This window comes from Kribbella sp. VKM Ac-2569 (genome assembly GCF_004216905.1).
Lineage (GTDB): Bacteria > Actinomycetota > Actinomycetes > Propionibacteriales > Kribbellaceae > Kribbella.
The window spans coordinates 221,394-244,612 of sequence record NZ_SGXJ01000005.1 but is presented as its reverse complement, the minus strand read 5'-3'; the positions used below and the strand labels follow the sequence as shown (position 1 = coordinate 244,612).

Below are 23,219 nucleotides of genomic sequence, written 5' to 3'. Positions count from 1 at the left end.
GGAGTCCGGAATGCGTTGGCACCAGCCGCTGGCCGCAGCAGTCGTCCTGACCGCCCTCACCACGACGCTCACCGCGTCCGCGACTCCGGTCCAGCAGGGCGGTGCCTGTTCGTCGGACGCGACGCTCCTCGGGTTCAGCGATGCGCTCGACAAGACGACGTACGACGGGCAGCCGGTGGCGGGGCTGTCGGCACTCAACGTGACCGGGCCGCACAGCGCGGTCGCGCTCGTCGACAACGTCGCGACCACGCCGGCCCGGGTGTTCGATCTGAAGGTGAACAGCGAGCCGACCTCGGTGCAGGTCGATGGGATGACGATTCTCCGGCGTCCGGACGGTACGCCGTACAACGGTGGCGACTTCGACGGTGAAGGGCTCGTCGTCGAGCGGGGCGACCGGACCATCCTGGCGACGTCGGAGCGGGAGCCGTCGATCCGTCGCTTCCGGCTGTCGGACGGCAAGCAGATCGGTCAGCTGCCGGTGCCGGCCCGCTTCCAGGTCGCGCCGGCCGGTGAGGCGACGAGCAACGCGACATTCGAGTCGCTGGCGGTCAGCCGTGACGGTCTGTCGCTGTACGCCGGCATGGAAGGCCCGCTCGCCTCGGACGGGACCGACGCCGACAACCGCACGCGGAACCGCATCATCCGGTACTTCGGTCTGCCCGGACACGAGTACCGGCCGGTCGCGCAGTACGCGTACAAGCCGGACCCGGGACTCGCGCTCGTCGAGCTCGCGTCGGCGAGCCCGACCGAACTGGTGTCGATGGAGCGGACGTACACGCCGGGCGTCGGGAACACGATCCGGGTGTTCACGGTGTCGCTGCGGCGGGCAACCGATGTCACAAAGGTCGCTTCGCTGGCAGATGCGCCGTCATCCGTCTTCCTGGAGAAGAAGCTGCTGTTCGACCTGGTGGATTGCCCGCCGTCGGGCGCGGTCGCGAAGCAGCCGCAGCCGAACCCGTTGCTGGACAACGTCGAGGCGCTCGCGCTCGGCGGGTACCTGCCGGGCGGACGGCGGCAGCTGTTCCTGATGTCGGACGACAACAACGGCGCCACCCAGATCACCCGCTTCTACTCCCTGGCCGTCGACCTCCACTAGCGATTCCTGGCGTGATCACGGTGTGTAGGTAAGACTGTGGGAATGCGCGTGATCGTGGTGGGTGCGGGCGTGATCGGGCTGAGCTGTGCCATCCGGCTCGCCGAGGGCGGGTACGACGTGGCGGTGTTCGCCCGCGATCTGCCGTTGGAGACGACCTCGTCCGTAGCGGCCGCGATCTGGTACCCGTACCTGTCGGCGCCGGAGGACCGGGTGGCCGGCTGGTCGCGGGCGACGTACGAGGAGTTCGCGAAGCTGGCGGAGATCGAGCCGTCGGTGCAACTGCGGCACGGGCGCGAGTTCCTGGTGGAGCGGACGCCGGATCCGCGCTGGGCCGACGTACTGCCGGATCTCACGCGGGTCGCGTCGCCGCCGGCCGGGTTCGTGGACGGGTGGGCCTTCACGGCGCCGGTGATCGATATGCCGGCGTACCTGCCTGCGTTGGTGAAACGGCTTGAAGCTGCCGGCGGGACCCTGACGCGGGCCGCGCTGTCCGCGTTGCCGACCGGGGCCGATCTCGTGGTGAACTGCACCGGGCTGGGCGCGCGGCTGACCGCGAGCGATCCGACGGTGACGCCGGTTCGTGGACAGGTGCTGACGGTTGAGCCGTGTGGGCTGACCGACTGGCTGGTCGCGGACCGTTCGCCGGACGAGCTGACGTACGTGGTTCCGCGCCAGAACGACGTGGTCGTCGGCGGCACCAGCCAGCCCGGCGACTGGAACATGGCCGTCGACCCGAAGACGACCGCGGAGATCATGGAGCGGGCGGCCGAGCTGGTTCCTCAACTGCGCAAGGCGAAAATCATCCGGCAACGCGTCGGGCTGCGGCCGGCGCGACCGGCGATCCGGTGCGAGCTCGTACGCACCCGCTCCGGCGAGCCGATCATCCACTGCTATGGGCACGGTGGCTCCGGCGTCACGCTCTCCTGGGGCTGCGCGGACGAGGTGTTCGAACTTGTCCAAAGCGTCTGACCAGTTGGTCATCCTGGACGGCGGTCTGTCGAACGCCCTGGAGGACCGCGGCCACGACCTGTCCGACGCACTATGGTCGGCCCGCCTGCTGCGTGATGCGCCTTCGGAGATCGCCGCCGTACACCGCGCGTACTACGAGGCCGGTGCGATGGTTGCGACCACAGCGAGCTACCAGGCCAGCGTGGTCGGCTTCGAACGCGCCGGCGTCGAACGCGGCGAGGCCGAACGCCTGATCACAAGCAGCATCCACATCGCCCTCGCCGTGCGCGACGAGTTCCCCGGACGGCTTGTGGCCGCGTCCGTCGGTCCGTACGGCGCGATGCTCGCCGACGGCTCGGAGTACCGCGGCCGGTACGGCGTGAGCTCGCAGGTCCTCCGCGACTTCCACGGCCCGCGCCTCGAGCTCCTCGCCGCGGCCGGCCCCGACCTGCTCGCTGTCGAAACCATCCCTGACGCCGAGGAGGCCGAGGTCCTGGTGGAGCTACTGCGCGAACTCGATTTCCCCGCGTGGTTCTCGTACTCGATCGAGGGCGACCACACCCGCGCGGGCCAACCACTCACGGAAGCCTTCGCGATCCCGGCCATTCCGCAAGTTGTTGCTGTAGGCATCAACTGCTGCAAACCCACCGACGTCCGGGCCGCCGTACAAACAGCCGTCGCAGTATCCGGCAAGCCCGCGATCGCCTACCCCAACCACGGCGAGTCCTGGGACGCAATCGCCCGCACCTGGCTCGGCAACGGCACAGGCCCGGCAGCCCTCGCACCCGGGTGGGTGGAGGCAGGAGCGACATACATCGGAGGCTGCTGCCGAGTCGGGCCGGATGACATCCGCGCCCTCGCAACGGATCTTTCCGGAACATAAAAGTCACCTGGTGCCGAGAAGTTTCCGGAGATCGCGGGGTGCGCAACGCGGACGGGCAATCGACGTGCCACGGCTCGCGGGGCGCGCAGCGGAACTGGTGGATGAGCACAGGCCATTTCGGCTCTTGCGACCGGTGAGCGGGTGATCGACGGGATCCAACCCGGCGCCGGGCCTGGTGTGATGTGCAAGCTCGACAGGATGTGTCAGGTGGACGGGTAGCGCACCTGAGCGTGAACGCGCCCGCGCGTACACCGTCTCACCGGTGCACTACTTGTCGAGCTTGCACATCACACCACCGCGACCAGCCGAGCCGCCACCAACCCGACCATCCAGCCGGCAACCCGGTGCGGCAGCCCCAGCTCAGGCCTTCAGCAGGTCGCCACTGGCGGGTTATGTCACCGCTGGCCTGTTACATCCCGCCATCGGACACATAACCCGCCAGCCGGCAACACAAGCACCCGCACCTCCGGCAGGAAGCGCGATTCCTGTGTGGTTTCCCCAGTTCTTGTGCAAACCCCCGGTTGGCGGCGCGGCGGGCTAGACGCCTAGGACCTGGCAGAGGAGGTCTAGGGCTCCGGGGTAGGCGTGGTCGGGTGGGGTGCCGTAGCCGACGATTACTGCTTGGCGGGTGGCTGGGGTGGGGTTGAAGTGGTACGTCGTGAGCGTGGCGAGGCCGAGGCCCTGGCGGGCGGCTCGGGCGACCATGTCTTCGGCGTCGCCGGGGACGTCGAGCAGGACGTGCAGGCCGGCTGAGATGCCGGCGACCTCGACTGTGGGTGCGCGGACCGCGAGCAGTTCGACGAGGCGGTCGCGGCGGCGACGGTAGTGCAGGCGAGAACGTCGTACGTGCCGGTCGTAGTGGCCGGAGGCAATGAACTCCGCGAGGACGAGCTGTTCGAGGGTCGCGGTCTGGAAGTCCGCCGTCCGCTTCGCCGCGACCACCGGCTCGATCAACCGCTGCGGCAGCACCATCCACGCGAGCCGCAGCCCCGGCGCGAGGCTCTTGCTCGCCGTACCCGTGTACACAACCCGCTCCGGATCAAGCGCCTGCAACGCCCCGACCGCCTGCCGGTCGTACCGGAACTCGCCGTCGTAGTCGTCCTCGATCAGCACCGCCCCCGACTCCCGCGCCCACTCGACAGCAGCGGTACGGCGCTCCGGCGCGAGCGGCACGCCCGTCGGCATCTGATGCGCCGGCGTGAGCAGCACGCCCTGCCCGGTCAACCCGGTCGTCTGCGCACCCAATTCGTCGACCGGTACGGCGACCACGTCCAGCCCGCGGGCCCGGATCACGTCCCGATGCAGCCCGTACCCGAACTCCTCGACCGCGATCGTCGTACCGCCGAGCGTCTTGATCGCCTCGCTGAGCAGACTCAGCGCCTGCACGTACCCCGAGCAGATCAGGATCCGCTCCGGATCGGCCCGCACCCCGCGCGCCCGGGCCAGGTAGTCCGCCAGCACCCGCCGCAACTCGATCCGGCCGCGCGGATCTCCCAGCCCGAACGCCTCGTTCGGCGCCGCGGTCAACGCCTTCCGCGCCGCGGCCAGCCACTCGGTCCGCGGGAACGTCGCCACATCCGGTGACCCTGGCGTCAGGTCGTACCGAAAACTCCGGGCCTCGGGCAACGAAACCACCGGTGACGGTGGTACGGCGGCCCGGTTGGCGACCACTGTCCCGGATCCTTGCCGCGCCGTCAGCCACCCCTCGGCCACGAGCTGCCCGTAGGCATCGGCCACCGTGTTCCGAGCGATCCCGAGATCGCGAGCCAGCGACCTCGACGACGGCAACCGGGTCCCCGCCGCCAACCGCCCACTCCGGATCGACTCGTGCAACGCCCGCACCAGGTCGCCACGCCCCCGGGTCGCAGTCAACTCGAGATGCAGGTCCGCGCCTCCGTCCTCCATAGAAGGGGACCTTAGCCGCGAACCTGCCCGGTGATGAGTTATTCGCCGAAAAGTGCGTCGAAGTCCAGAGTGGCCCAGCGGAAGTAGACCGGGGCGTCGAAGGTGCCCGGGATCTTGCCGAGGCCTTGGATGACCGTAGACGTGCCCGACGCGTGGCCAACGGCGTACAGGTACGCCGAATGGGTGTCCTTGTCGATGCCGACCAGCAGCGTGCCCTGGTTACCGCACTTCTCCGCGACCAACGACTCGAAACCTTGCCACGTCGAGCCGCGCACCTTCTTAACCACCGGCTTCATCGGCGCGCTCGTCGGGATGTGGATGGTGTAGAGCGCGCCGCCCCTGGTGGTGGCCAGGAACGTGTCGTAGGTCGCCGTCTTGCTGATCAGCACCATCGTCTTCACCGCGGCGAATCCCGGGGCGGACGTGCGTTTGCCCCAGACACCGTTGGCGTCGTGGGTCCACCGGAACAGGACGCCGTCGTTGCGCAGCCCGTACTCGTTCGTCCGCTGACCCGTTCCGCGGTACGGCTCGTAGCGAGATTGCGCCAGAGCGATGAAGGGTCCCCAGCCGCCACCGATCCGTGCCACGCTGACCGACTCGGGAACCAGACTGTCGTACGCCGTGCTGTACAACGCCGAGCCGATGACCACGTAGCCGTGAACCCGCAGGCCGCCGGGAGTCGGCTCTTCGACCATGGTCGTGCTGAGCCGCGGCTGCCCGTCGGGATACAGGTCACCGATGATGACGCTGACGCCCCCGTTCGTCGGCGGCGACGTCGCGACAACGTCCTGCCACTGGTGGTCACCCGTCGCCGACACCGAACCCAGGCCCACCTTGCACTGTGCCGAGGCCGCACTAGGCGCCGAGGCTGTTCCGATCGCTGTTCCTGGGAGCAGAGCCGCCGCAAGAACGGCCGCACCCAGCACCCCTGTCGTTCTCGATCCGATCTTCATCGAAGCCCCCTTGATCTACTGAGATTGATGCGATCGGGGGGCCGAAAGTTGCGATCAGGCGGCCTCCTCGGTCGGCACCGGAATTTCTCTCCGCCCCGGAACGTTGAAACCTTCAGACCAGAGTTTCTCGTCTTCGTGACGGCGCCCGGACCCGCGTTGGAATGCCGCCGTGGAACACCATCGGCCCGACCCGGCCCGACGATTCGAGGATCTCCATGGCTCCGGCTACCCTCCTGAACCACCCCAAACGATCCAAAGGCAGCGACTTCGCGCCGCTGCTCCGCGAGATCAAGACGTCCGGCCTCCTGGAACGGCGTACCGGCAGGTACCTGGTCTCGATAGCGGTCAACCTGCTGTGTCTTGCCGCGGTCGTCGCAGGGCTGATCCTGCTCGGCAACTCGTGGCTGGTGCTGCTGCTCGCCGTGCCTGCCGCGCTCTTCACCACGCGAGCGGCGTTCTTCGGCCACGACGCGGGACATCAGCAGATCGGGCGCTCGCGCCGTCTCCATGACGCCGTCGGCCGGCTGCACGCCAACCTGCTGCTCGGGATGAGCTACGACTGGTGGAACGACAAGCACAACCGCCACCACGCGAATCCGAACCACACGGACAAGGATCCCGATGTCGGCGCCGGCGTACTCGTCTGGACGCTCGACCAGGCCGAGGGCCGCACCGGCCTGTACGGCTGGCTGAGCCGTAACCAGGCCCGGATCTTCTTCCCGCTGCTGACCCTCGAAGGCATCAGCCTGAAGATCTCCAGCATCACGTATCTGCTCGGCCGCCGGCCGCGGCGCACCGCCGTGATCGAACTCGGCCTGATCGCCGCCCACCTGACTGTGTACCTCGGCGGGCTGCTGCTGATCATGTCGCCGCAGAAGGCCATCGTCTTCGCCCTGATCCACCACGCCCTCTTCGGGCTGCATCTCGGCAGCGTGTTCGCCCCGAACCACAAGGGCATGGAGATGCCGGACGGCGAGACCGGCTGGGGACACCTGGAGAAGCAGGTCCGTACGTCGCGGAACGTCAACGGCAACCCGATCACCGACTGGCTCATGGGCGGCCTGAACTACCAGATCGAGCACCACCTGTTCCCGAACATGCCGCGGGCCAACCTGCGGCACGCACAGGGTGCCGTCCGTGCCTACTGTCAACGCGTCGGAGTTCCGTACCTGTCCACAGGCGTCATCGACTCGTACGCCCAAGGTCTGCGCCATATGCACTCCGTCGGCGAGCACCTTCGCCAGGCGGCGGCCCTGCCGACCGGGGCGGTGCAGACCTCATGACCGAACCTGTCGACCACGACACCTACCGGCTGGACCACCTGCAACTGCCCGCCCACGTCCACATCCGGATCCACGGCGACTGGCGATCGGGATGGCTCATCGCCTCCGACCACCAGCTGTCCGGGTGGCACGGCCTCGTCCAGTACCAGGACGAAGAGGGCCAACCCGAGACCACCACGTGGTTGCCCGCGGAAGAGATCGCCGCCGCCGTCGGCGGCGGGTGACGGCCCAGGTCAGGTCATCATGCGGTGAATCCGATGATGGCGATGTCTTCGGCGTCGGCAGGCACCATGAAACCGGACTGTATCGCGCCTACTTGACCTCGGACCGCATCACCAGCCGGAGTCCGATCAGCAGCGGTACGACGAGCCACACCGTCCCGGTGACGGCGATGTTCGCCCACTGCTCCCCGGTCAAGGACTTGTCGAAGACGAACAGGCCGCTCTGGGCGAACTGGATGTCCACCCACGGCTGCACCTCACTGAACCACCGCGAGCCGGCCGCCAGCAGGCTGAAGATCGTGGGCAGCAGGAAGGTGAGGACGAAGTACGCCACGACCGCTCCGATCGAGGCCCGGATCAGGACGCCCAGCATGAAGCCGACCAGCAGGCTGAGGACCATGCCGAGGACGTAGTACAGGCATTGGGTGATCGTCACGTCCCACCGCGGTGTGGTGCCGGTGACGGCGGCGCCCAGCAGGTTGCCGAGGGCCCCGACCGCGAAGGTCAGCGCCATCGCCGCGATCGCGATGACGACCGACGAGATCGCCTTGGCGGCAATGATCCGGCTCCGGTGCGGGATCATCGTGAAGGTGGCCAGGCCGGTGCGCTGGCTCCACTCGCCGGTGACGGCCAGGATCGCGACGATCGGCAGGATGACGACCACCGGGAAGCGGATCGCGGTCGCGAACGTGGAGTAGGTGAGCTCGTCGTCCGTGGCGAACAGGATGACGCCGGCGGCGGCCAGTACGGCGGAGATCGCGATGCTGGCGATCAGCCAGAAGCCCGATCGGGTGTCGAACATCTTGCGCAACTCGACGGAGATGATCCGGCTCAGCGGGACCGTGCGAACGTCGGTACGGCGCGGCTGGACTGCTGGAACTGCGATGGCGGTCATGCCGGCGCTCCTTCGCGCTGACTGGCGGAGGTGAGCTCGAGGAACATCTCTTCCAGGCCGGCGCCTTCGGCGGCCCGCAGTTCGGTCAGAGCGATACCCGCCTCGAGCGCCACCGTCCCGACCAGGGCCGCGTCCGCGTCGGTGTGCAGCGCGCCGTCGCCGGTCGCACTGGTGGTGAGTCCCCAGTCCTTCAACGCCTGCTCGAGCCCAGCCAGGTGCGCCGCGCGAACGACGGTGCCGGCCGCGTGCAGCAGATCGGTCTTAGCTCCTTGGGACACGATCCGTCCGTGGCCGATCATCACGATGTCGTCGGCGATGACCTCGATCTCGTGCAGCAGGTGCGAGGACAGCAGCACGGTTCCGCCGCGATCGGCGTACCCGCGCAGCAGGTCCCGCATCCAGCGGATACCGGCCGGATCCAGGCCGTTGGCGGGTTCGTCGAGGATCAGTACGCCGGGATCGCCGATCAACGCGGCCGCGATGCCGAGCCGTTGGCGCATACCGAGCGAGTACTCCCCTACCCGCCGCGACGCCTCGTCCGGGGTGAGACTGACCGCGGCCAGCATCTCCTCGACCCGGGTCTTGGGCAGGCCCATCAGTCGCTGGGCCAAGGTCAGGATCTCTCGGCCGGTGCGACCGGCGTGCTGTGCGGAGGCGTCCAGCAGGACGCCCACTTCGAGCCCGGGGTTCGGCAGGTCCGCGAACCTGCGCCCGAAGACCGTGGCGGTCCCGGACGTGGCGCGGGTGAGTCCGACCATGATCCGCATCGTGGTCGACTTGCCGGCCCCGTTCGGACCGAGGAACCCGGTCACGCGGCCCGCGGAGGCGGTGAAGCTGACGTCGTCGACGGCAAGCGTCGTGCCGTACTTCTTCGTGAGTCCTTCGACGGTGATCATGCGACGAACCCGGTGATGGCGATCTTGCCGCGGGCCTCGCCGGTGACCAGACGGCGCATCGCGTCCGGGACCTGCTCCAGCGGGTACGTGCGGTCCAGGCTGGGCACCACCTGGCCGGCTTCGATGAGTTCGGTCAGGCGAGCCAGGTCGGCACCGCGCTCCTTGTTGACGAACGTCGCCAGGCGCTGACGGATGAACAGCGAGAGAACCACGGCACGCAACTGCCGGTTCATGCCGCCGGTCGGGCCACCGCCGTCCTCACCACCGGTGATGACGGCCGTCCCGGTGGCAGTCAGCGCGCGCCGCAACCGGGAAGGTGTCGGGTTGCCTGCGATGTCGATGATCAGGTCGTAGCGATGCGGACCCTCGGCGAAGTCCTCGCGCTTGTAGTCGATGACGTGGTCGGCCCCGAGCGCCCGGACCAGGTCAAGCTTGGACGTACTCGCCACCCCGGTCACCTCGGCGCCGAAAGCCTTGGCGAGTTGTACGGCGTAACTGCCGACGCCACCTGATGCTCCGATGACCAGCACGTGCTGACCAGGCGACACCCGGCCGACCGTCAACGCTTCCAGCGCGGTGAGTCCGGAGATCGGTACGACGGCGACTTCCTCGAAGGAGAGGTTCGCCGGCTTCCGCACGAGCTTGTCCGCGCGCCCCACGGCGTACTGCGCGAACGAGCCGGGTGCGACGCCGTACACCTCGTCACCGACCGCGTGCGTGGTCACTCCTGAGCCGATTGCCTCGACTGTGCCGGCGACATCTCGTCCCAGGACCGGATTGCGCGGCCGGCGGAGTCCGAAGGCGAGCCGGAGCGGGTACGGCGTACCCGTCATCAGATGCCACGTGCCGCGGTCGAGACCGGCGGCCTGCACGCGGACGAGCACCTCGTTGGCGCCTGGTTCGGGCCGGGCGACGTGGTCGGGACGCAGGACGTCGATCGAGCCGTACCCGTCCTGGACGAACGCCCGCATGGTGGTCGTGGTGGTCGTAGCCATTGGGTCCCCTGGTGGATCGAGGCGCCCCCAGTGCACCGGCTTCGTACTAAGTACGGCCAACGTATCGTACTTTGTACGAAACGGCTATGATCCAGTTGTGGACGAGCCGAAGCAGCGGGCGCGACTGAGCCGGGAACGGGTACTGCAAGCGGCCGTCGAGGTGGCCGACGCGGGTGGACTGGCGGGACTGACGATCCGCTCGCTGGCCCAGGAGCTCGGCGCCAAGCCGATGTCGGTCTACTACCACGTGGCCGGCAAGGACGAGATCCTCGACGGCATCATCGACCACGTCTTCAGCCAGATCGAACTGCCGTCCGCCGACGGCGACTGGCAGACGGAACTGCGGCGGCGGGCGGCGTCGGCGCGGGACGTACTGCGGCGTCATCGCTGGGCGATCAGCCTGATGGAATCCCGGACCTCGCCGGGCCCTGCCACCCTGCGCCACCACGACGCGGTCATCGCCACGCTCCGGGCGGCCGGCTTCTCCCTCGAGATGACCGCGCACGCCTACGCCCTGATCGACAGCTACACCTACGGCTTCGCGCTCCAGGAGGCCGCGTTGCCGTTCGAAGGGCCCGACACCGTGGCCGACGTGGCGGAGTCGATCATGCAGGACTTCGACGCCGACGCGTATCCCCACCTCGTCGAACTGGCCACCGGCTACTACTTCAAGACCAGCTATGACTTCGGCGACGAGTTCGAGTTCGGCCTCAACCTCATCCTCGACGGCCTGAGCGCGGCATTACTGCCCGCGGCTAGCGCTTTCCGGACCAGACAGGAGTAGTGTCGAGGTAGTTCCGGAATCCGTTGACATCCGCTTGAGGTGCCGGCCGCACCGGCCCTCTCCCCCCAGGGGATGTCATGTCTGCATTTCGTCGTACTCCGACCACACCCGAGCCCGCGGCCACAGTGCCCGCGCCGCCGCCGACCGACGACCTGGCACCGCTGGGGTCGGCCGTGGACGAGCTCCTCAAGCCGATCCAGAGGCAGGCGGGGAACCCGATGAGCCGTTCCTGGCGCCGTCTGGTGCGTCGCCCCAAGGCCTGACAATTGGCCCCCTGATCTCTGCGGGGATTGGACCATGGGGTTGGGCCGGTTCATGTCTAGGTTGAAGGCATGAGCACAACAACACGGCGGGTCAAGCTCGCCAACCTGGTGCCGGACTTCTATAAGGCGATGATCGAGCTGGACCGGGTGTCGGACGACGGGCTCGACCCGAAGCTCGCGCATCTGGTCCGGATCCGGGTCTCGCAGATCAACGGGTGCGCATACTGCACCGACATGCACTCGCTCGACCTGCTGCAGTTCGGCGAGGACCAGCAGCAGCGGATCACGCTGCTCCCGGTGTGGCGCGAGGCGCCGAAGTTCTACACCGAGCAGGAGAAGGCCGCGCTGCAGCTGGCCGAGGCGATCACGCTGATCAGCATCGACCACGTCCCGGACGACGTGTACGAGGTTGCCGCGCAGGCGTTCGACGAGAAGGATCTGGCGCAGCTGATCGCACTGATCATCACCATCAACATGTGGACCCGGATCGGGGTGACCGGGCGGATGGAACCCGGCCACTACAAGCCATGACCGCCGAACTGTTCAGGGCCCTCCATCACGGCGGCACTCCCCTCGTTCTTCCGAACGCTTGGGACCCGGTGAGCGCACGCCTGGTCGCCGAGGCCGGCTTCTCCGCGGTTGCCACCAGCAGCGGCGCGGTCGCCCGCGTCCTCGGGTACGACGACGGGCAGCTGACCCCGCCGGAGAAGATGTTCGCGGCCGTGGCGCGGATCGTCCGCGCGGTCGACGTACCAGTCACCGCCGACCTCGAAGCGGGGTACGGCCTGCCGCCCAAGGAGTTCGCGGAGCGGTTGCTGGAGACCGGCGCGGTTGGCTGCAACCTCGAGGACTCGGTCGATGGCGCGTTGGTCGACAGCGCCCAGCAGGCGGATTATCTGGCCGAAGTACGCGCCGCCGCGGGGGCCGAGCTGGTGATCAATGCGCGCGTCGACACTTTCGTCCGACCGGTGGACGACCCGGTCGCAGAGGCGGTACGGCGGGGGCGCGAGTACCGGCGCGCCGGAGTGGACTGTGTCTATCCGATCCTCGCGCCGCTCGACCAGCTGGCCCAGGTGGCCGAGGCCGTCGGCGGCCCGATCAACGGGCATGCGAAGACCGGTGGACCGACGCCGACCGAGCTCGCCGCGGCTGGCGCGACGCGGATCTCCTACGGGACGAGCGTGCACGAGTACGTGATGGCCCAGCTCCGGGAGCTGCTCCTAACTCTCGGCGAGGGTCCGCGGTAGACCGAAGTACGGCGCGACCGAGGTCTCGAAGTGGGTGATCTCGTCGATCCGGTCCCCGGCGATGCCGATCACCAGCACCCCGATCAGGTGCAGGCCGCCGGTGACCGGGTCACGCAGATACTCGCCCCAGGCCGGTTGGCAGTTCGCGCCCACCGGGACCATGGCGGCGATCTGCCGCCGGTGCCCGGCCAGCGCCGTGAAGAACCGGTGCGCGGCCTCGGTGCCCTGGTACTCGAACGGCAGCGGCGGCATCCGTACCCACGCGTCACTGGTCATCAGCGCGACGAGCGCATCGACGTCCTGCGCCGTGAACGCCTCGACGAACCGGTCGGTCAACGCCCGCTCGTCCGTGCCACCGTGCACAGGCGATCGGTCGGTCGCCTTCGCGTCCATCGTCGCCCGGGCACGAGCAAGCGCGCTGTTCACCGCGGCCTCGGTGAGACCGAGCAGTTCCGCCGTCTCACTCGCCCGATAGCCCAGTACGTCGCGCAGCAGCAGTACGGCGCGCTGATTCGGAGGGAGCAGCTGTACCGCGGTGATGAAAGCAAGCGAGATCGCCTCACGGGACTCGTACCGCGCCTCAGGCCCCGGTAACTGATCCGGAAGGCCCTCCAGCAGGACATCCGGATACGGCTGCAGCCACAGCACCTCCCCTGACCGTGACGGTTCCGGCGCCGGAACCGGAACCGGAAGCGGGACCGCGGGCACCGGTCGGCGCGACGTCGACCGCAGTGCGTTCAGGCACCGGTTGGTCGCGATGCGGTAGAGCCAGGTGCGGACCGAGGACCGCCCCTCGAAGCCGCTCAGCCCGATCCATGCCGAGAGCAACGTTTCCTGTAACGCGTCCTCCGCGTCCTGCAGCGACCCGAGCATTCGGTAGCAGTGCACCTGCAGCTCACCGCGATGCGGCTCGACCAGCGCCGCGAACGCTTCCCGGTCACCTTCGCGCGCTCGCTGGAGCAGCTCGTCAGGCATTCGTCACCTCCGTCGTCATTCTCCTCGCACTGGTTCTGACACCGCGGCTTCCCCGAACTGATCGATCCTCGAACGACCAGTTCATGTCTGCACCGCCGTCTGTCTCCTGTGCAAGCACCGTGAGAACTGAACGGAGAAGACATCATGCCGAACCCCTTCGCGGACCGCAGCGTCCTGATCACCGGAACCAACCGAGGCATCGGGCGTGCGCTGGTCGAGGAAGCCCTGCGCCGAGGCGTCAAGCACGTGTACGCCGGTACGCGGGTCCCCCTCACGCACGCCGACGCACGCGTGACCTATCTGAGCCTGGACGTGACCGACGAGGCCCAGATCGAGGCAGCGGCGAAGACCGTCGACTCCCTCGACGTCCTGATCAACAACGCGGGCCTCGCGGCGTACGACGACCTCGGGGACCGCGCATTGCTCGAGCAACATCTGGCCGTCAATCTCTTCGGGCCACATGCCGTCACCACCGCGTTCCTGCCCCACCTCGTCGAGGCGCAGGGATCGATCGTCAACGTGCTGTCCATGGCGGCGATCGCGCCGATCCCGATCATCCCGGCGTACTCGATCTCCAAGGCGGCCGCGTTCTCGCTCACTCAGTCGCAGCGGGCACTGCTCGCTCCGCGGGGTGTCCGGGTCCACGCCGTCCTCACCGGCCCGACCGACACCGAGATGTCGCGGGACCTCGACCTGCCGAAGGCGCCGCCGGCGTCGGTCGCGCGGGCGATCTTCGACGGCGTCGCGGCCGGCGAGGAGGAGATCTTCCCGGATCCCCTGTCCGCGGGGCTGGCTCCGAGCTGGGCAGGCGGTCCGGTCAAGGTGCTCGAACGTCAGAACGCCGCGCTGCTCTGAGGGCGTAGACGAGGGCCCAGTCCTGGTCGTTCGCGAGCGGGTCTGCGATGTGGGCGGGCTGCCCGTTGACGCAGCTCGGGTACACGAACGCGCAGGTCGCCGATCCGTCCGCGGCGAAGCTGACCAGGTTCGCGCGGAGGATCGCGTCCTCCGCGCGATCCAGCCACGCGGCCTGCTCGGGCGTCACGAGTTCCCGCGGCCAAGCGGCGTACACGACCGCGCTCAACGCGGACCAGTAGTGCGGGAAGACATCGCCCCACAGGCGCAGCCGGCCGAACCAGTAGCCGTCCCAGTGCCGGATCGCCACGTGCCGCAGCCGTACGTCGGGCTGGTCGGCGGCGAATGCGGTCAGCCACGGGAGGCGACGGGTCAGCTCGGCGCCGTCGATCTGGTCCGGCGCGATTTGGTATGCCGAAACGAGCAGCTCGAGAAGCGGGGCGACCATCGACTGCTCGTAGTTGACCTCGTGCGGCGGCAGCTCGTCGCCGTACCCGATGAAGGTCTTCGTGTGCCGGACGAGGTGCTCGTGCAGGCCGAGTTCGCTCAGCAGCGGGCCGAGGTCGAAGGCGAGGAAGTGGTCGCCGCCGAGTTCGTAGTACCGGTTCAGGATGCGGGTCGCGCCGGCGCGATCGCCCTGGCCGAGCAGGAAGCGCGCGAACCACGGGAAGTTGTAGAGCCGTACGGCGTTCTGGTGGATGCTGTCGTCCTGGATCGTGCCTTGCTCGTCGAGCAGATGCTCGCGGACGAACTGCTCGTAGCCGGCCAGCGCCTCGTCCAACTCAGCACGGTCGCCCCAGCCGCGGTCGCGGACCTCCTGCAGGAGAAGGGCCATCCCGACACGCTCGCGGGCATCGGACCAGTCGCGCCAGGCGCTCGACAGGACGGTGAGACCGCTCTCGTTGTCGTACGGCACGAACGCGTACTGACGGCTGTCGGGAAGCTCCGGTCGCCGTTGACGGTCGAGGACGAAGCGGACGCGGCGCTCGGCGATCGTTCGCAGCGGCTCGTGGAAGAGGACCGCGATCCGGGACCTGCCGTCGGGCGCCTCGACGTACTTGAGGCCGGGCTCGGTGCTGGTGATCTCGCGCCCGTCGTGGAGCTGGATCGTCTCGTCGACCTCGGCGGCGAGGCGGTCGGCGTCGATGAGCGGTGTGCGGTCCGCGTGGAAGGCGGGCAGGTCGTCGTACCAGGCCAGCTGCCAGGTCCAGCGGTACGACGCTCCCGGTGCGAGCGTGATCGCCGGTTGACCACCCATCGCGTCGGGTACCCGTGCGTGGTCGGTGACGTGGAGGTAGAGGTGGCCGCGGATGTTGCTGCTCGTGCCGGGCTCGCGGGACTCGACCGAGTACGCCCAGAGCTCGCCCTCCACGAGCTGCAGCCCGAGCCCCGGTCCGCTGCCGTCCATCGGCACCGCCCAGACCCACGCGTCCGCCCCGCCGGTCCAGACGTGCGCGTGCACCGCGCCGGTCAGACTCTCCCGGCTCGACGTGTAGACATCCCGGTACGGCGTACTGATCGCGAGGGATCCGATCTCGATGGTGTCTTCGCTCGTGTTGCGGAGCTCGTACGTCTCGGTCCACTGCTCTCCGAAGCGACGGCCGACGCGGAGCTCCAGGCCGCCGAACCGGTACATCAGGTCGATGCCGCTGCTCCGCCACCGGGTGAACGCCGGGGCGTCGAACCGGTGCGCGCCGCGGCCGGTGATCACGAAGCCCTTGCCCCAGGCATGCAGGCTGTCGTGCACTGCACCATCAGCGCCCTCATCCAGCAGCACGCGGCGCCCGTCCGGGTGCAGCACCTGCGCGACCGACCCGTCGTCGGCGAGCTGGACCGTTCCGCGACCGAATTCAAAACTTTCCACGATTCGCCAACCTATCGATGTCGAGAACCGTGCGGCGGCTCCGTCCCCCTGATGAGAACCAGCCTCCTCAGATTGGAAACCGAGATGAACCAGCAGCAGATTGCCGAGATCCTCGCCAAGCCGTACGCGCAGCAGCTCCTGAACGGCTCCGAGCCGGCCCGCTTCGCGTACGACGGCCTGGACGGCGACCCCCGCGTGATCCCGATCGGGTTCTGGGTCGAGGGCGACCAGATCGTCATCGCCACCGTGCCGAAGGCCGCCAAGGTCGCCGCGCTCCGCAAGAACCCGAAGGTCGCGCTCACCATCGACACCGGCGCGTTCCCGCCCAAGGTGCTGCTGCTCCGCGGCACCGCCGAGCTCACCACCGTCCCGGGTGTCCCCGAGGGCTACCTCATCGCCGGCCACAAGGTCATGACCGACGAGCAGTACCCGGGCTGGGTCGAAGGCGTGAAGGCCCTGTACGACGAGATGGTCGTGATCACGGTTACGCTCACATGGGCCAAGCTGCTCGACTTCGAGACCACGATTCCGAAGGCCGTCGAGGACCTCATCAAGGAGAAGTCGGCCGGCTGATTCGCCCGGCCGGCCGTCGGTACGCCATCCTTGGAATGGCATACCAAAAGCTGGAGAGGGTCGATGAGCGAAAGTCGGGAGTCCGAGACCGAACGGGTCACGCGGCAGCTGCGGGGCGAGATCCTCGACGGCGTACGGCGGCCCGGTGAGCGGCTCGTCGAGCGGGAGTTGGCCGCTGCACTGGACGTCAGCCGGGTGCCGGTGCGGGAGGCCCTGAAGGCGCTCGTCAGCGAGGGCTTGGTGACGTTGCGGCCGCGCTCGTGGGCGGTGGTGCGGACGTTCACCGACTCCGACATCGCCGATCTCACCGAGGTCCGGGAGGCGTTCGAGCCGCTGACGTTCCGGCTCGCGGCGGAACGGCGTACCCGGGAAGGACTCAACCGGCTGCGGGCGGTTCTGGACGAGCAACTGACCGCGGCGCGGGCCAAGGACGCCGTCGTCGCGCGGCGGAAGGCGGCCGACTTCCACGAGATCGTGACCGAGCTGGCGTCCAACGAGTTGCTGGTCGAGATCGAGCGTCCGTTGCGCAGCCGGATGCGCTGGCTGCTGACCCAGCACGACGACCTGATCGCGGTCGCCGGCCAGCACCTGGAGCTGTTCACCGCGATCGCCAACCGGGACGTCGCGGCCGCCGAACGACTCGCGACCGAGCACCTCGCCCAGTCGCACGTCCTGTTCCGGAGCAGCCGCGGCATGGACTGAAGAGCCCTCTCAGTTTGGTATACCATTCTCGGCATGACCTCTTTGCTGCTTGCTGACGTGCGCCCTTGGGGCGGCGACGCGGTCGACGTGACGATCATCGACGGCCTGATCTCGGACCTCTCTCCCGCCGGGAACAGCACAGACAGCAGCACGGAGACCGAGCAGCGCATCGACGGGCGCGGGCTGCTGGCGCTTCCGGGGTTCGTCAACGCGCACGCGCACGTCGACAAGAGCTGGTGGGGCCAGCCGTGGGTGTCGTACGGCGGCCAGCCGACCACGCAGGGCCGGATCGCCCACGAGCGCGCCGAGCGGGACAAGTACGGCATCCCGAGCGTGGACGGGGCGAAGGCCGTGCTGCGTGAGTTCCTCCGGCACGGTACGACGGCGACACGCACACACGTCGACGTCGACCTCGGCGTCGAACTACGTGGCATCGCGAACGTTCTCGAGGCCGCGGCGGCGCTGGGCGGCGCTATCGACGTGGAGATCGTCGCGTTCCCGCAGGACGGCGTACTCCGGCGGCCCGGCGTACTCGACCTGCTCGACAAGGCCGCGGCCGAAGGGGCGACGAGCATCGGCGGGCTTGACCCGGCGACGATCGACCGCGACCCGGTCGGCCAGCTGGACGCGCTGTTCGAGATCGCGGCCCGACGCGGGGTCGGGATCGACCTGCACCTGCACGACCACGGCGATCTCGGCGCGTTCCAGTACGAACTGATCGCCGAGCGAACCGTGCAGGCCGGCCTGCAGGGCAAGGTGAACGTGTCGCACGGGTTCGCCCTCGGCGAGCTGGCCCCGGCGCGACAGAGCGAAATGGTAGACCAACTCGGCGAGGCCGGGATCTCCTGGACCACGGTCGCTCCGGCCACCTCGGCACCGCTGCCGTTCCGCGAGATGCGCGCGGCGGGCGTCCCGATCGGTCTCGGCACCGACGGCATCCGCGACCTCTGGTCGCCGTACGGCGATGGTGACCTGCTGCAGATCGCCCGCGGGTTCGCGCGGCTGCACGGGCTCCGCACTGACGAGGACCTGACGTACGCGGTCGAGCTCGCGACGACGTACGGCGCCTCCTTCGTGCACCGCGAGAACCACGGCCTCACCGTGGGCGCTCGCGCCGACATCGTGCTCCTCGACGCCGAGAACGCGCCGGACGTGCTGGTCCGCGCACCGCGTCGTGAGTACGTGATCGCCGGCGGGCAGGTCGTCGTCCGCGACGGCGAACTCCAGGTGTGAGTACCGGCACTGCTGTCGGGCGGACGCTGGGCTCGCTCCGGGACAACCGGGCGTTCCGGCTGTTCTGGTTCTCGAACCTGTTCTTCTTCGGTGGCGTGTGGACGCAGACGCTCGTGCTCGGGTGGCTCGCCTGGGAGGCCACGCACTCTGACTTCCTGGTCGCCGTCTACACGGCGGTGCGGTTGGCTCCGTTGCTGCTCGGTCCGTTCGGGGGTGCCTTCGCGGACCGGCACAACCGGGTGCGCCTGCTGATCGTCGCGGCGTCGTGGGCGCTGGTGGCGGTCAGTGCCGTTGCCACGCCGGCGTCGCTCGGCAAGGCGTCGTACTGGGTGCTCGTGGTCGGCGGGCTGGCGATCGGGCTCGCGCAGTCGCCGTCGCTAGGGCTGAACGCGGCCGGACTGGGATGGATGCTGACCTGCGCCGGCGTCGGCGGGCTGACCGGTTCGCTGGTGATCGCCTGGCTCGGCGACTTCCGGTTCAAGGGCGGCATGTTCGTGGTGGGTACGGCGATCTGGGGCACGCTGTGGTCCCTGTTCGCGCTGTCCCACGACACGGTGGTGTCGTTCGTGCTGATGACCGCGATCGGGGTGATGAGCGCGGCGTTCGGCGTACTGCAGACGACGCTGCTCCTGATGACCACCGACGAGTCTCTGCACGGCCGCGCCCTGGGCGTGCAGGAGTTGGCGATCGGCATCATGCCCATCGCCTCCCTGGCCATCGGCGCCTTCGCCGAGCACTACGGCGTCGGCATCACCACGCTCGTGAGCGCCGTACTCCTGGTCGCCGCCGTCGCCACCCTCGGCCTCTGGACGCCCGCCCTCCTGCGCTACAGCGGTGCCCTTCGGTAACAAATGGGCATTCCTGGCAACCAACTGAGAGTCCCACTGCATCTATAGGTTGAGTCCGGGGGGACTCGGAACAACCGCACAGGCCATGGGAGTGGTCTGTCCTAATACCGGTCTAGTCCTTAAAAGTCAAGACTGGACAGGCGATCTGGTGGGGGGAAGACACTGTGGATCGGAACTCGGACCCGCGCGACGGAATGCCGGCGCGGCTCGACGCACCCGTCCGGCTGCTCGTTGGTCCGGCCAACTTCGCGGGTCAGGGCACTCGGTGGGCCCGCGCGCTCGAGGAGCGGGTGCCCGCCACGAAGGCGACCTCGTTCGCCTTCTTCAAGGGAGTGCTCGACTACAAGGTCGACTACGGCGTGCCGGCGCGCACGTACCGGCGCAATCCTCGGTGGCGGCTGAACTTCTACAACCATGTCGTGCGCAACTACACGCACGTGCTGCTCGAGGCGGCCAGGCCGATCTTCGGTCCCTTGCACGGACCGGACGGGTCCTTCGAGATCCCGCACCTGCTCGCCAAGGGTCTGCAGGTGGGGCTCATCGCCCACGGTTCCGACGTGCGCATTCCCAGCCGGCACGCGGAGACCGAGCCGTGGTCACCGTTCCCCGACCTCGACGACGAGACCGTCGAGCTGCTCGAACGCAATTCCACCCGTGCCGTCGAGCTGTTCACGTCGTACCCGGGCCGCGTGTACGTCTCCACGCCCGACCTCCTCGACTACGTCCCCAACGCGGTCTGGTGCCCGGTGATCGTCGACCCCGACACCTGGCGCAGCGACTCCCCCGTGCTCGAGCACAAGAAGCCGGTCGTGGCGCACGCGCCGAGCAAGTCGGCCATGAAGGGTTCCGAGCTGATCGACCCGATCATGGAGAGCCTGGCCGAGCGGGGCCTGATCACCTATCGCCGCGTCGAGGGTGTCGACCCGGCGGACATGCCGGCCGTCTACCGCGACGCCGATATCGTCCTCGACCAGTTCCGCATCGGCAGCTACGGCGTCGCCGCGTGCGAGGCCATGGCGGCGGGCCGCATCGTGGTGGGGCACATCGCTCAGGACGTCCGGGATCGCGTGACCGCGGACACCGGGCTCGACCTGCCCATCGTGGACGCGACCCCCGACACCGTCGAGCAGGTCGTGCTCGACCTGATCGCGCACCCGGAGCGCGGCCGCGAGATCGCCGCGCGCGGACCGGACTTCGTCGAGCTGGTGCACGACGGCAGCTGGTCGGCCGACGCGCTGGCCGCGCTTGTCGAGCAGTCGAGCCAATCAAGTCCAGTGCCGGTCGACTGGAAGCCGTCGTGGATCCGGCCGAAGGTCGTGATGATGGCCGGCAACGACATCGTCGTCGACGCCCGCGTGCTCAAGTACGCGCAGACGGTGGCCAACTGGGACCTCGACGTCACCTGCATCGGCCTCCCCGGACGCCGCTTCAGGGGCCTCCGCTACTTCGGCAAAGTGCAGGTGTTGTGCCCGGTCATCCCGTCGAAGGTGCTGTTGACGGGGTGGCGCAAGCGGCTGGCCAACCTCAAGACCAACCTGAGGCCGTGGTTCAGGACCGAGGCCGAGTACATGCTGGCCTACGGCCGTTGGCAGTACGCGAGTCGCGAGCTGCGCGGCGACCGCGGCCGCGACCGCCGTGACCATGAGCGCGCCGGCGGCGAGTCCGGGCCCAAGCGGTCCTTCCTCGATCGGCTGCAGCGGGCGATGCGCTGGCGGTCCCTGCGACTGCACCGCGCGATCCTGCAGGCCCGCGCGTACTCGTTCCGGCGTACCAAGCGCGCCGTCGACATCACCGACCTGGGCATCGGCAAGCGGCGCGAGCGGATGCTCAGGCTCTATCGCTACTTGCCGTCGGGCCGCTGGCGCCGGGTGATGCCCGAGCTGGTCGACCAGGAGCTGACGCTGGGCCCGCTGCTCGACCGCCTCCTGATCGAGGTCATCCACGTGCACGACGTGTTCATGCTCGGCATCGCGGCGCGCGCGGCGCACCGGGCAGCCCTCGACGGGCGGACGATCAAGATCATCTACGACGCCCACGAGTACATCCCGGGTGTGCCGGTGGTGGCTCCGCGGCGAGTCGCGGCGTACAGCGATCTCGAGCGCGAGTTCATCCGCGACGCCGACCGCGTCATCACGGTGTCCGAGCCGCTGGCGCAATGGCTGAAGCGCGACCACAAGCTGGCGAGCCTGCCCGACGTCGTGCTCAATGCGCCGGTCGAGCCGCCCGAGGACGCCGAGGTCATCGGTCTGCGCGAGCAGCTGCGGCTGCCCGAAGACGTACCGCTTTTGGTGTACGGCGGCGGCGTCAACCGTGCCCGCGGCGTCGGGACGGCTGTCGAGGCGCTGACCCAACTGCCCGGCGTACACCTCGCGATCGTCGCGCGGCCCAACTCCGTCACCGTGGAACTGGAGGCCCGTGCCGTCGAACTGGGCGTGGCCGACCGCGTGCACCTGGCGCCGTTCGTCGCTGCCGAGGTCGTGCCGCTGTACCTGCGCTCGGCCACCATCGGCCTCAGCCCGCTGCTGCACGCGCCGAACCACGACATCGCGGTGACGAACAAGTTCTGCGAGTACATCGGCGCGGGGCTGCCCATCATCACCAGCGACACCCCGGCGCAGGCCGACCTGGTGAAGGAGCTCGACCTCGGCGCGGTCTACCCCGCGGGCGACGTCGACGGCCTCGTGCTGGCAGTCCGGACGGTGCTGGCCGACCGCGACCGGATCGCCCAGCGCATCGCCGACGACCCCGAACTGCAGCACCGGTTCTCTTGGGCCGCGCAGGCCGAGGTCCTCCGGTCGGTGTACGCCGACGTGCTGGGGACCCTGCCCGGCGCCGCGTGGGCTCCCGGCGCCACCGTCGTACGCAAGCTCCTCCCCGGCCCGCCCGAAGTGCCGGAGACGAAGTGGCGCGCCTTCAGGGAGAAGATGGCGAAGAGCAGGAGCTTGCTCGTCTGAGGCGTGCCGTGATCAGGACCACCACTTGCCGCTCTGGGACAGGGCGTCCGCGGTCAGGTTCGTGGTGTCGAGCGCGTCGAGGTCGGCGACCGCCGCGTCGTCCAGCTCGAAGTCGAAGACGTTGAAGTTCTCGACGATGCGGTCCTGGTGGATGGACTTCGGGATGACCGAGAGGCCTTTCTGGATCGCCCAGCGGATCAGGACCTGCGCGGGAGTGTGGTCGGTGGCTTCGGCGATCCGGGCGATCACCGGGTCGCCGAGGTGGCGGCCGGTGCCGAGCGGGCTGTACGCCTGCGCGACGACATCCGCCTCCTCGCAGGCCTCGACGAGGTCCTTGCGGTACTCGAACGGGCTGAACTGGATCTGGTTCGCGGCCGGCTGAATGCGGGCGATCTTGCCCAGTTCCTGCAGCTCGGCGGCACTGAAGTTGGAGATGCCGATGCCCTTGGTGAGGCCAGCGTCCACGGCCGCTTCCATGGCCGGCCAGGCCCAGGTCGGCCCGCCCTGCGGCCAGTGGATCAGGTAGAGGTCGAGGTAGTCGGTCCCGAGCCGCTCGAGGCTCTTCTCCGCCTCGACCCGCGCGTCCTTCCCGCCCGGGTAGAACTTCGTCGTCAGGAAGATCTCTTCGCGCGGCACCCCGCTCTCCCGGATCGCCTTCCCGACACTGGCCTCGTTCCGGTAGGCCTGCGCGGTGTCGATCAGCCGGTAGCCGGCCTCGAGCGCCCAGGTGACGGCGCGCTCGCACTCCGCCCCGTCATCCACCTGCCAGACCCCCAGCCCAAGCACCGGGATCTCAGTTCCATTGGACAGCTGCCGAGTATTAGCGGTCATGCATTCCTTCTACCACGC

The 23,219-nt window shown here is 68.8% G+C and carries 23 protein-coding genes; 15 read left to right on the top strand and 8 right to left on the bottom strand.

Features of this window, described 5'->3' with window-relative positions:
- The first annotated feature begins 10 nt into the window (after positions 1–10).
- Genes EV649_RS32090 through mmuM form a run of 3 tightly spaced genes read left to right on the top strand, consistent with a single transcriptional unit; the run spans position 11 to position 2,927 of the window.
- Complete coding sequence (locus EV649_RS32090) at positions 11–1,096, top strand: esterase-like activity of phytase family protein (RefSeq protein WP_130387404.1); 1,086 nt, start codon at positions 11–13, stop codon at positions 1,094–1,096.
- A gap of 42 nt (positions 1,097–1,138) precedes the next feature.
- Complete coding sequence (locus EV649_RS32085) at positions 1,139–2,065, top strand: FAD-dependent oxidoreductase (RefSeq protein WP_130387403.1); 927 nt, start codon at positions 1,139–1,141, stop codon at positions 2,063–2,065.
- Complete coding sequence (mmuM, locus tag EV649_RS32080) at positions 2,049–2,927, top strand: homocysteine S-methyltransferase (protein ID WP_241998939.1); 879 nt, start codon at positions 2,049–2,051, stop codon at positions 2,925–2,927. The genes EV649_RS32085 and mmuM overlap by 17 nt, the downstream gene beginning before the upstream one ends.
- Positions 2,928–3,464: 537 nt before the next feature.
- Here the strand turns inward: mmuM and EV649_RS32075 are convergent.
- Together EV649_RS32075 and EV649_RS32070 are read right to left on the bottom strand one after the other, a co-directional pair.
- The gene (locus EV649_RS32075) at positions 3,465–4,832 is read right to left on the bottom strand and encodes a PLP-dependent aminotransferase family protein (protein WP_130387401.1); all 1,368 of its coding nucleotides are present in this window, start codon (positions 4,830–4,832) and stop codon (positions 3,465–3,467) included.
- 38 nt (positions 4,833–4,870) lie between these two features.
- On the bottom strand, positions 4,871–5,650 hold the full coding sequence (locus EV649_RS32070) for a hypothetical protein (RefSeq protein ID WP_241998931.1): 780 nt from the start codon (positions 5,648–5,650) through the stop codon (positions 4,871–4,873).
- A 350-nt stretch (positions 5,651–6,000) separates the two neighbouring features.
- Here EV649_RS32070 and EV649_RS32065 point away from each other — a divergent pair, with 350 nt between their 5' ends.
- Both EV649_RS32065 and EV649_RS32060 read left to right on the top strand, forming a co-directional pair.
- Positions 6,001–7,068 (top strand): acyl-CoA desaturase, encoded by a 1,068-nt coding sequence (locus EV649_RS32065; protein ID WP_130387399.1) that lies wholly within the window; start codon positions 6,001–6,003, stop codon positions 7,066–7,068.
- Complete coding sequence (locus EV649_RS32060) at positions 7,065–7,292, top strand: hypothetical protein (RefSeq protein WP_130387398.1); 228 nt, start codon at positions 7,065–7,067, stop codon at positions 7,290–7,292. Before EV649_RS32065 ends, EV649_RS32060 begins: the two co-directional genes overlap by 4 nt.
- A gap of 88 nt (positions 7,293–7,380) precedes the next feature.
- On the opposite strand, the gene EV649_RS32055 is transcribed toward EV649_RS32060, so the two are convergent.
- From EV649_RS32055 to EV649_RS32045, 3 genes are read right to left on the bottom strand one after another with little or no spacing between them, the layout of a single operon-like run.
- The gene (locus EV649_RS32055; protein WP_130387397.1) at positions 7,381–8,184 is read right to left on the bottom strand and encodes an ABC transporter permease subunit; all 804 of its coding nucleotides are present in this window, start codon (positions 8,182–8,184) and stop codon (positions 7,381–7,383) included.
- Positions 8,181–9,080 carry an ATP-binding cassette domain-containing protein gene (locus tag EV649_RS32050; RefSeq protein ID WP_130387396.1) on the bottom strand — a complete coding sequence of 300 codons (900 nt, stop codon included), beginning with the start codon at positions 9,078–9,080 and terminating at the stop codon, positions 8,181–8,183. Before EV649_RS32050 ends, EV649_RS32055 begins: the two co-directional genes overlap by 4 nt.
- Positions 9,077–10,075, bottom strand: coding sequence for an NAD(P)-dependent alcohol dehydrogenase (locus EV649_RS32045; RefSeq protein ID WP_241998928.1), 999 nt, complete (start codon positions 10,073–10,075; stop codon positions 9,077–9,079). Before EV649_RS32045 ends, EV649_RS32050 begins: the two co-directional genes overlap by 4 nt.
- Before the next feature lie 97 nt (positions 10,076–10,172).
- On the opposite strand from EV649_RS32045, the gene EV649_RS32040 reads away from it, so the two are divergent.
- The 4 genes from EV649_RS32040 (at position 10,173) to EV649_RS32025 (ending at position 12,369) form a co-directional block, all read left to right on the top strand.
- Positions 10,173–10,859 carry a TetR/AcrR family transcriptional regulator C-terminal domain-containing protein gene (locus tag EV649_RS32040; RefSeq protein WP_241998926.1) on the top strand — a complete coding sequence of 229 codons (687 nt, stop codon included), beginning with the start codon at positions 10,173–10,175 and terminating at the stop codon, positions 10,857–10,859.
- Positions 10,860–10,936: 77 nt separating this feature from the next.
- Positions 10,937–11,122, top strand: a complete 186-nt coding sequence (locus EV649_RS32035; protein WP_130387394.1) for a hypothetical protein — start codon at positions 10,937–10,939, stop codon at positions 11,120–11,122.
- 69 nt (positions 11,123–11,191) lie between these two features.
- Positions 11,192–11,653: a carboxymuconolactone decarboxylase family protein gene (locus EV649_RS32030; RefSeq protein WP_130387393.1), complete on the top strand. Its 462-nt coding sequence runs from the start codon at positions 11,192–11,194 to the stop codon at positions 11,651–11,653.
- Positions 11,650–12,369, top strand: coding sequence for an isocitrate lyase/phosphoenolpyruvate mutase family protein (locus EV649_RS32025; RefSeq protein ID WP_130387392.1), 720 nt, complete (start codon positions 11,650–11,652; stop codon positions 12,367–12,369). The genes EV649_RS32030 and EV649_RS32025 overlap by 4 nt, the downstream gene beginning before the upstream one ends.
- Here the strand turns inward: EV649_RS32025 and EV649_RS32020 are convergent.
- A complete protein-coding gene (locus EV649_RS32020; protein WP_130387391.1) occupies positions 12,343–13,344 on the bottom strand; it encodes a sigma-70 family RNA polymerase sigma factor in 1,002 nt (333 codons plus the stop codon). The genes EV649_RS32025 and EV649_RS32020 overlap by 27 nt on opposite strands.
- 144 nt (positions 13,345–13,488) lie before the next feature.
- On the opposite strand from EV649_RS32020, the gene EV649_RS32015 reads away from it, so the two are divergent.
- Positions 13,489–14,199, top strand: coding sequence for an SDR family NAD(P)-dependent oxidoreductase (locus EV649_RS32015; protein ID WP_130387390.1), 711 nt, complete (start codon positions 13,489–13,491; stop codon positions 14,197–14,199).
- Here EV649_RS32015 and EV649_RS32010 read toward each other — a convergent pair.
- Entirely contained in the window at positions 14,162–16,060 is a 1,899-nt protein-coding gene (locus tag EV649_RS32010) for a hypothetical protein (RefSeq protein ID WP_241998925.1), read from the bottom strand. The two genes, EV649_RS32015 and EV649_RS32010, sit on opposite strands and share 38 nt — an antisense overlap.
- 84 nt (positions 16,061–16,144) lie before the next feature.
- Between EV649_RS32010 and EV649_RS32005 the strand changes: the two genes are divergently transcribed.
- The 5 genes from EV649_RS32005 (at position 16,145) to EV649_RS31985 (ending at position 22,370) form a co-directional block, all read left to right on the top strand.
- Positions 16,145–16,633: a pyridoxamine 5'-phosphate oxidase family protein gene (locus EV649_RS32005; protein ID WP_130387389.1), complete on the top strand. Its 489-nt coding sequence runs from the start codon at positions 16,145–16,147 to the stop codon at positions 16,631–16,633.
- A gap of 63 nt (positions 16,634–16,696) precedes the next feature.
- Complete coding sequence (locus EV649_RS32000) at positions 16,697–17,335, top strand: GntR family transcriptional regulator (protein WP_130387388.1); 639 nt, start codon at positions 16,697–16,699, stop codon at positions 17,333–17,335.
- 33 nt (positions 17,336–17,368) lie between these two features.
- Positions 17,369–18,568, top strand: coding sequence for an amidohydrolase (locus EV649_RS31995; protein ID WP_130387387.1), 1,200 nt, complete (start codon positions 17,369–17,371; stop codon positions 18,566–18,568).
- Positions 18,565–19,416 carry an MFS transporter gene (locus tag EV649_RS31990; protein WP_130387386.1) on the top strand — a complete coding sequence of 284 codons (852 nt, stop codon included), beginning with the start codon at positions 18,565–18,567 and terminating at the stop codon, positions 19,414–19,416. Before EV649_RS31995 ends, EV649_RS31990 begins: the two co-directional genes overlap by 4 nt.
- Before the next feature lie 164 nt (positions 19,417–19,580).
- The gene (locus EV649_RS31985; protein WP_130387385.1) at positions 19,581–22,370 is read left to right on the top strand and encodes a glycosyltransferase; all 2,790 of its coding nucleotides are present in this window, start codon (positions 19,581–19,583) and stop codon (positions 22,368–22,370) included.
- A 12-nt stretch (positions 22,371–22,382) separates the two neighbouring features.
- Here EV649_RS31985 and EV649_RS31980 read toward each other — a convergent pair whose 3' ends face one another.
- The gene (locus EV649_RS31980; RefSeq protein ID WP_130387384.1) at positions 22,383–23,201 is read right to left on the bottom strand and encodes an aldo/keto reductase; all 819 of its coding nucleotides are present in this window, start codon (positions 23,199–23,201) and stop codon (positions 22,383–22,385) included.
- Between the last annotated feature and the right edge of the window lie 18 nt (positions 23,202–23,219).

Excerpts from the sequence above, each read along its gene's own strand:
- EV649_RS32030 (WP_130387393.1), top strand. The coding sequence starts at position 11,192 with ATGAGCACAACAACACGGCGGGTCAAGCTCGCCAACCTGGTGCCGGAC.
- EV649_RS32025 (WP_130387392.1), top strand. The coding sequence starts at position 11,650 with ATGACCGCCGAACTGTTCAGGGCCCTCCATCACGGCGGCACTCCCCTC.
- EV649_RS31980 (WP_130387384.1), bottom strand. The coding sequence starts at position 23,201 with ATGACCGCTAATACTCGGCAGCTGTCCAATGGAACTGAGATCCCGGTG.
- EV649_RS32065 (WP_130387399.1), top strand. The coding sequence starts at position 6,001 with ATGGCTCCGGCTACCCTCCTGAACCACCCCAAACGATCCAAAGGCAGC.
- EV649_RS32045 (WP_241998928.1), bottom strand. The coding sequence starts at position 10,075 with ATGGCTACGACCACCACGACCACCATGCGGGCGTTCGTCCAGGACGGG.
- EV649_RS32060 (WP_130387398.1), top strand. The coding sequence starts at position 7,065 with ATGACCGAACCTGTCGACCACGACACCTACCGGCTGGACCACCTGCAA.
- EV649_RS32055 (WP_130387397.1), bottom strand. The coding sequence starts at position 8,184 with ATGACCGCCATCGCAGTTCCAGCAGTCCAGCCGCGCCGTACCGACGTT.
- EV649_RS32085 (WP_130387403.1), top strand. The coding sequence starts at position 1,139 with ATGCGCGTGATCGTGGTGGGTGCGGGCGTGATCGGGCTGAGCTGTGCC.
- EV649_RS32050 (WP_130387396.1), bottom strand. The coding sequence starts at position 9,080 with ATGATCACCGTCGAAGGACTCACGAAGAAGTACGGCACGACGCTTGCC.
- EV649_RS32035 (WP_130387394.1), top strand. The coding sequence starts at position 10,937 with ATGTCTGCATTTCGTCGTACTCCGACCACACCCGAGCCCGCGGCCACA.
- EV649_RS32020 (WP_130387391.1), bottom strand. The coding sequence starts at position 13,344 with ATGCCTGACGAGCTGCTCCAGCGAGCGCGCGAAGGTGACCGGGAAGCG.
- EV649_RS32015 (WP_130387390.1), top strand. The coding sequence starts at position 13,489 with ATGCCGAACCCCTTCGCGGACCGCAGCGTCCTGATCACCGGAACCAAC.
- EV649_RS31995 (WP_130387387.1), top strand. The coding sequence starts at position 17,369 with ATGACCTCTTTGCTGCTTGCTGACGTGCGCCCTTGGGGCGGCGACGCG.
- EV649_RS32090 (WP_130387404.1), top strand. The coding sequence starts at position 11 with ATGCGTTGGCACCAGCCGCTGGCCGCAGCAGTCGTCCTGACCGCCCTC.
- EV649_RS32075 (WP_130387401.1), bottom strand. The coding sequence starts at position 4,832 with ATGGAGGACGGAGGCGCGGACCTGCATCTCGAGTTGACTGCGACCCGG.
- EV649_RS32005 (WP_130387389.1), top strand. The coding sequence starts at position 16,145 with ATGAACCAGCAGCAGATTGCCGAGATCCTCGCCAAGCCGTACGCGCAG.
- EV649_RS32000 (WP_130387388.1), top strand. The coding sequence starts at position 16,697 with ATGAGCGAAAGTCGGGAGTCCGAGACCGAACGGGTCACGCGGCAGCTG.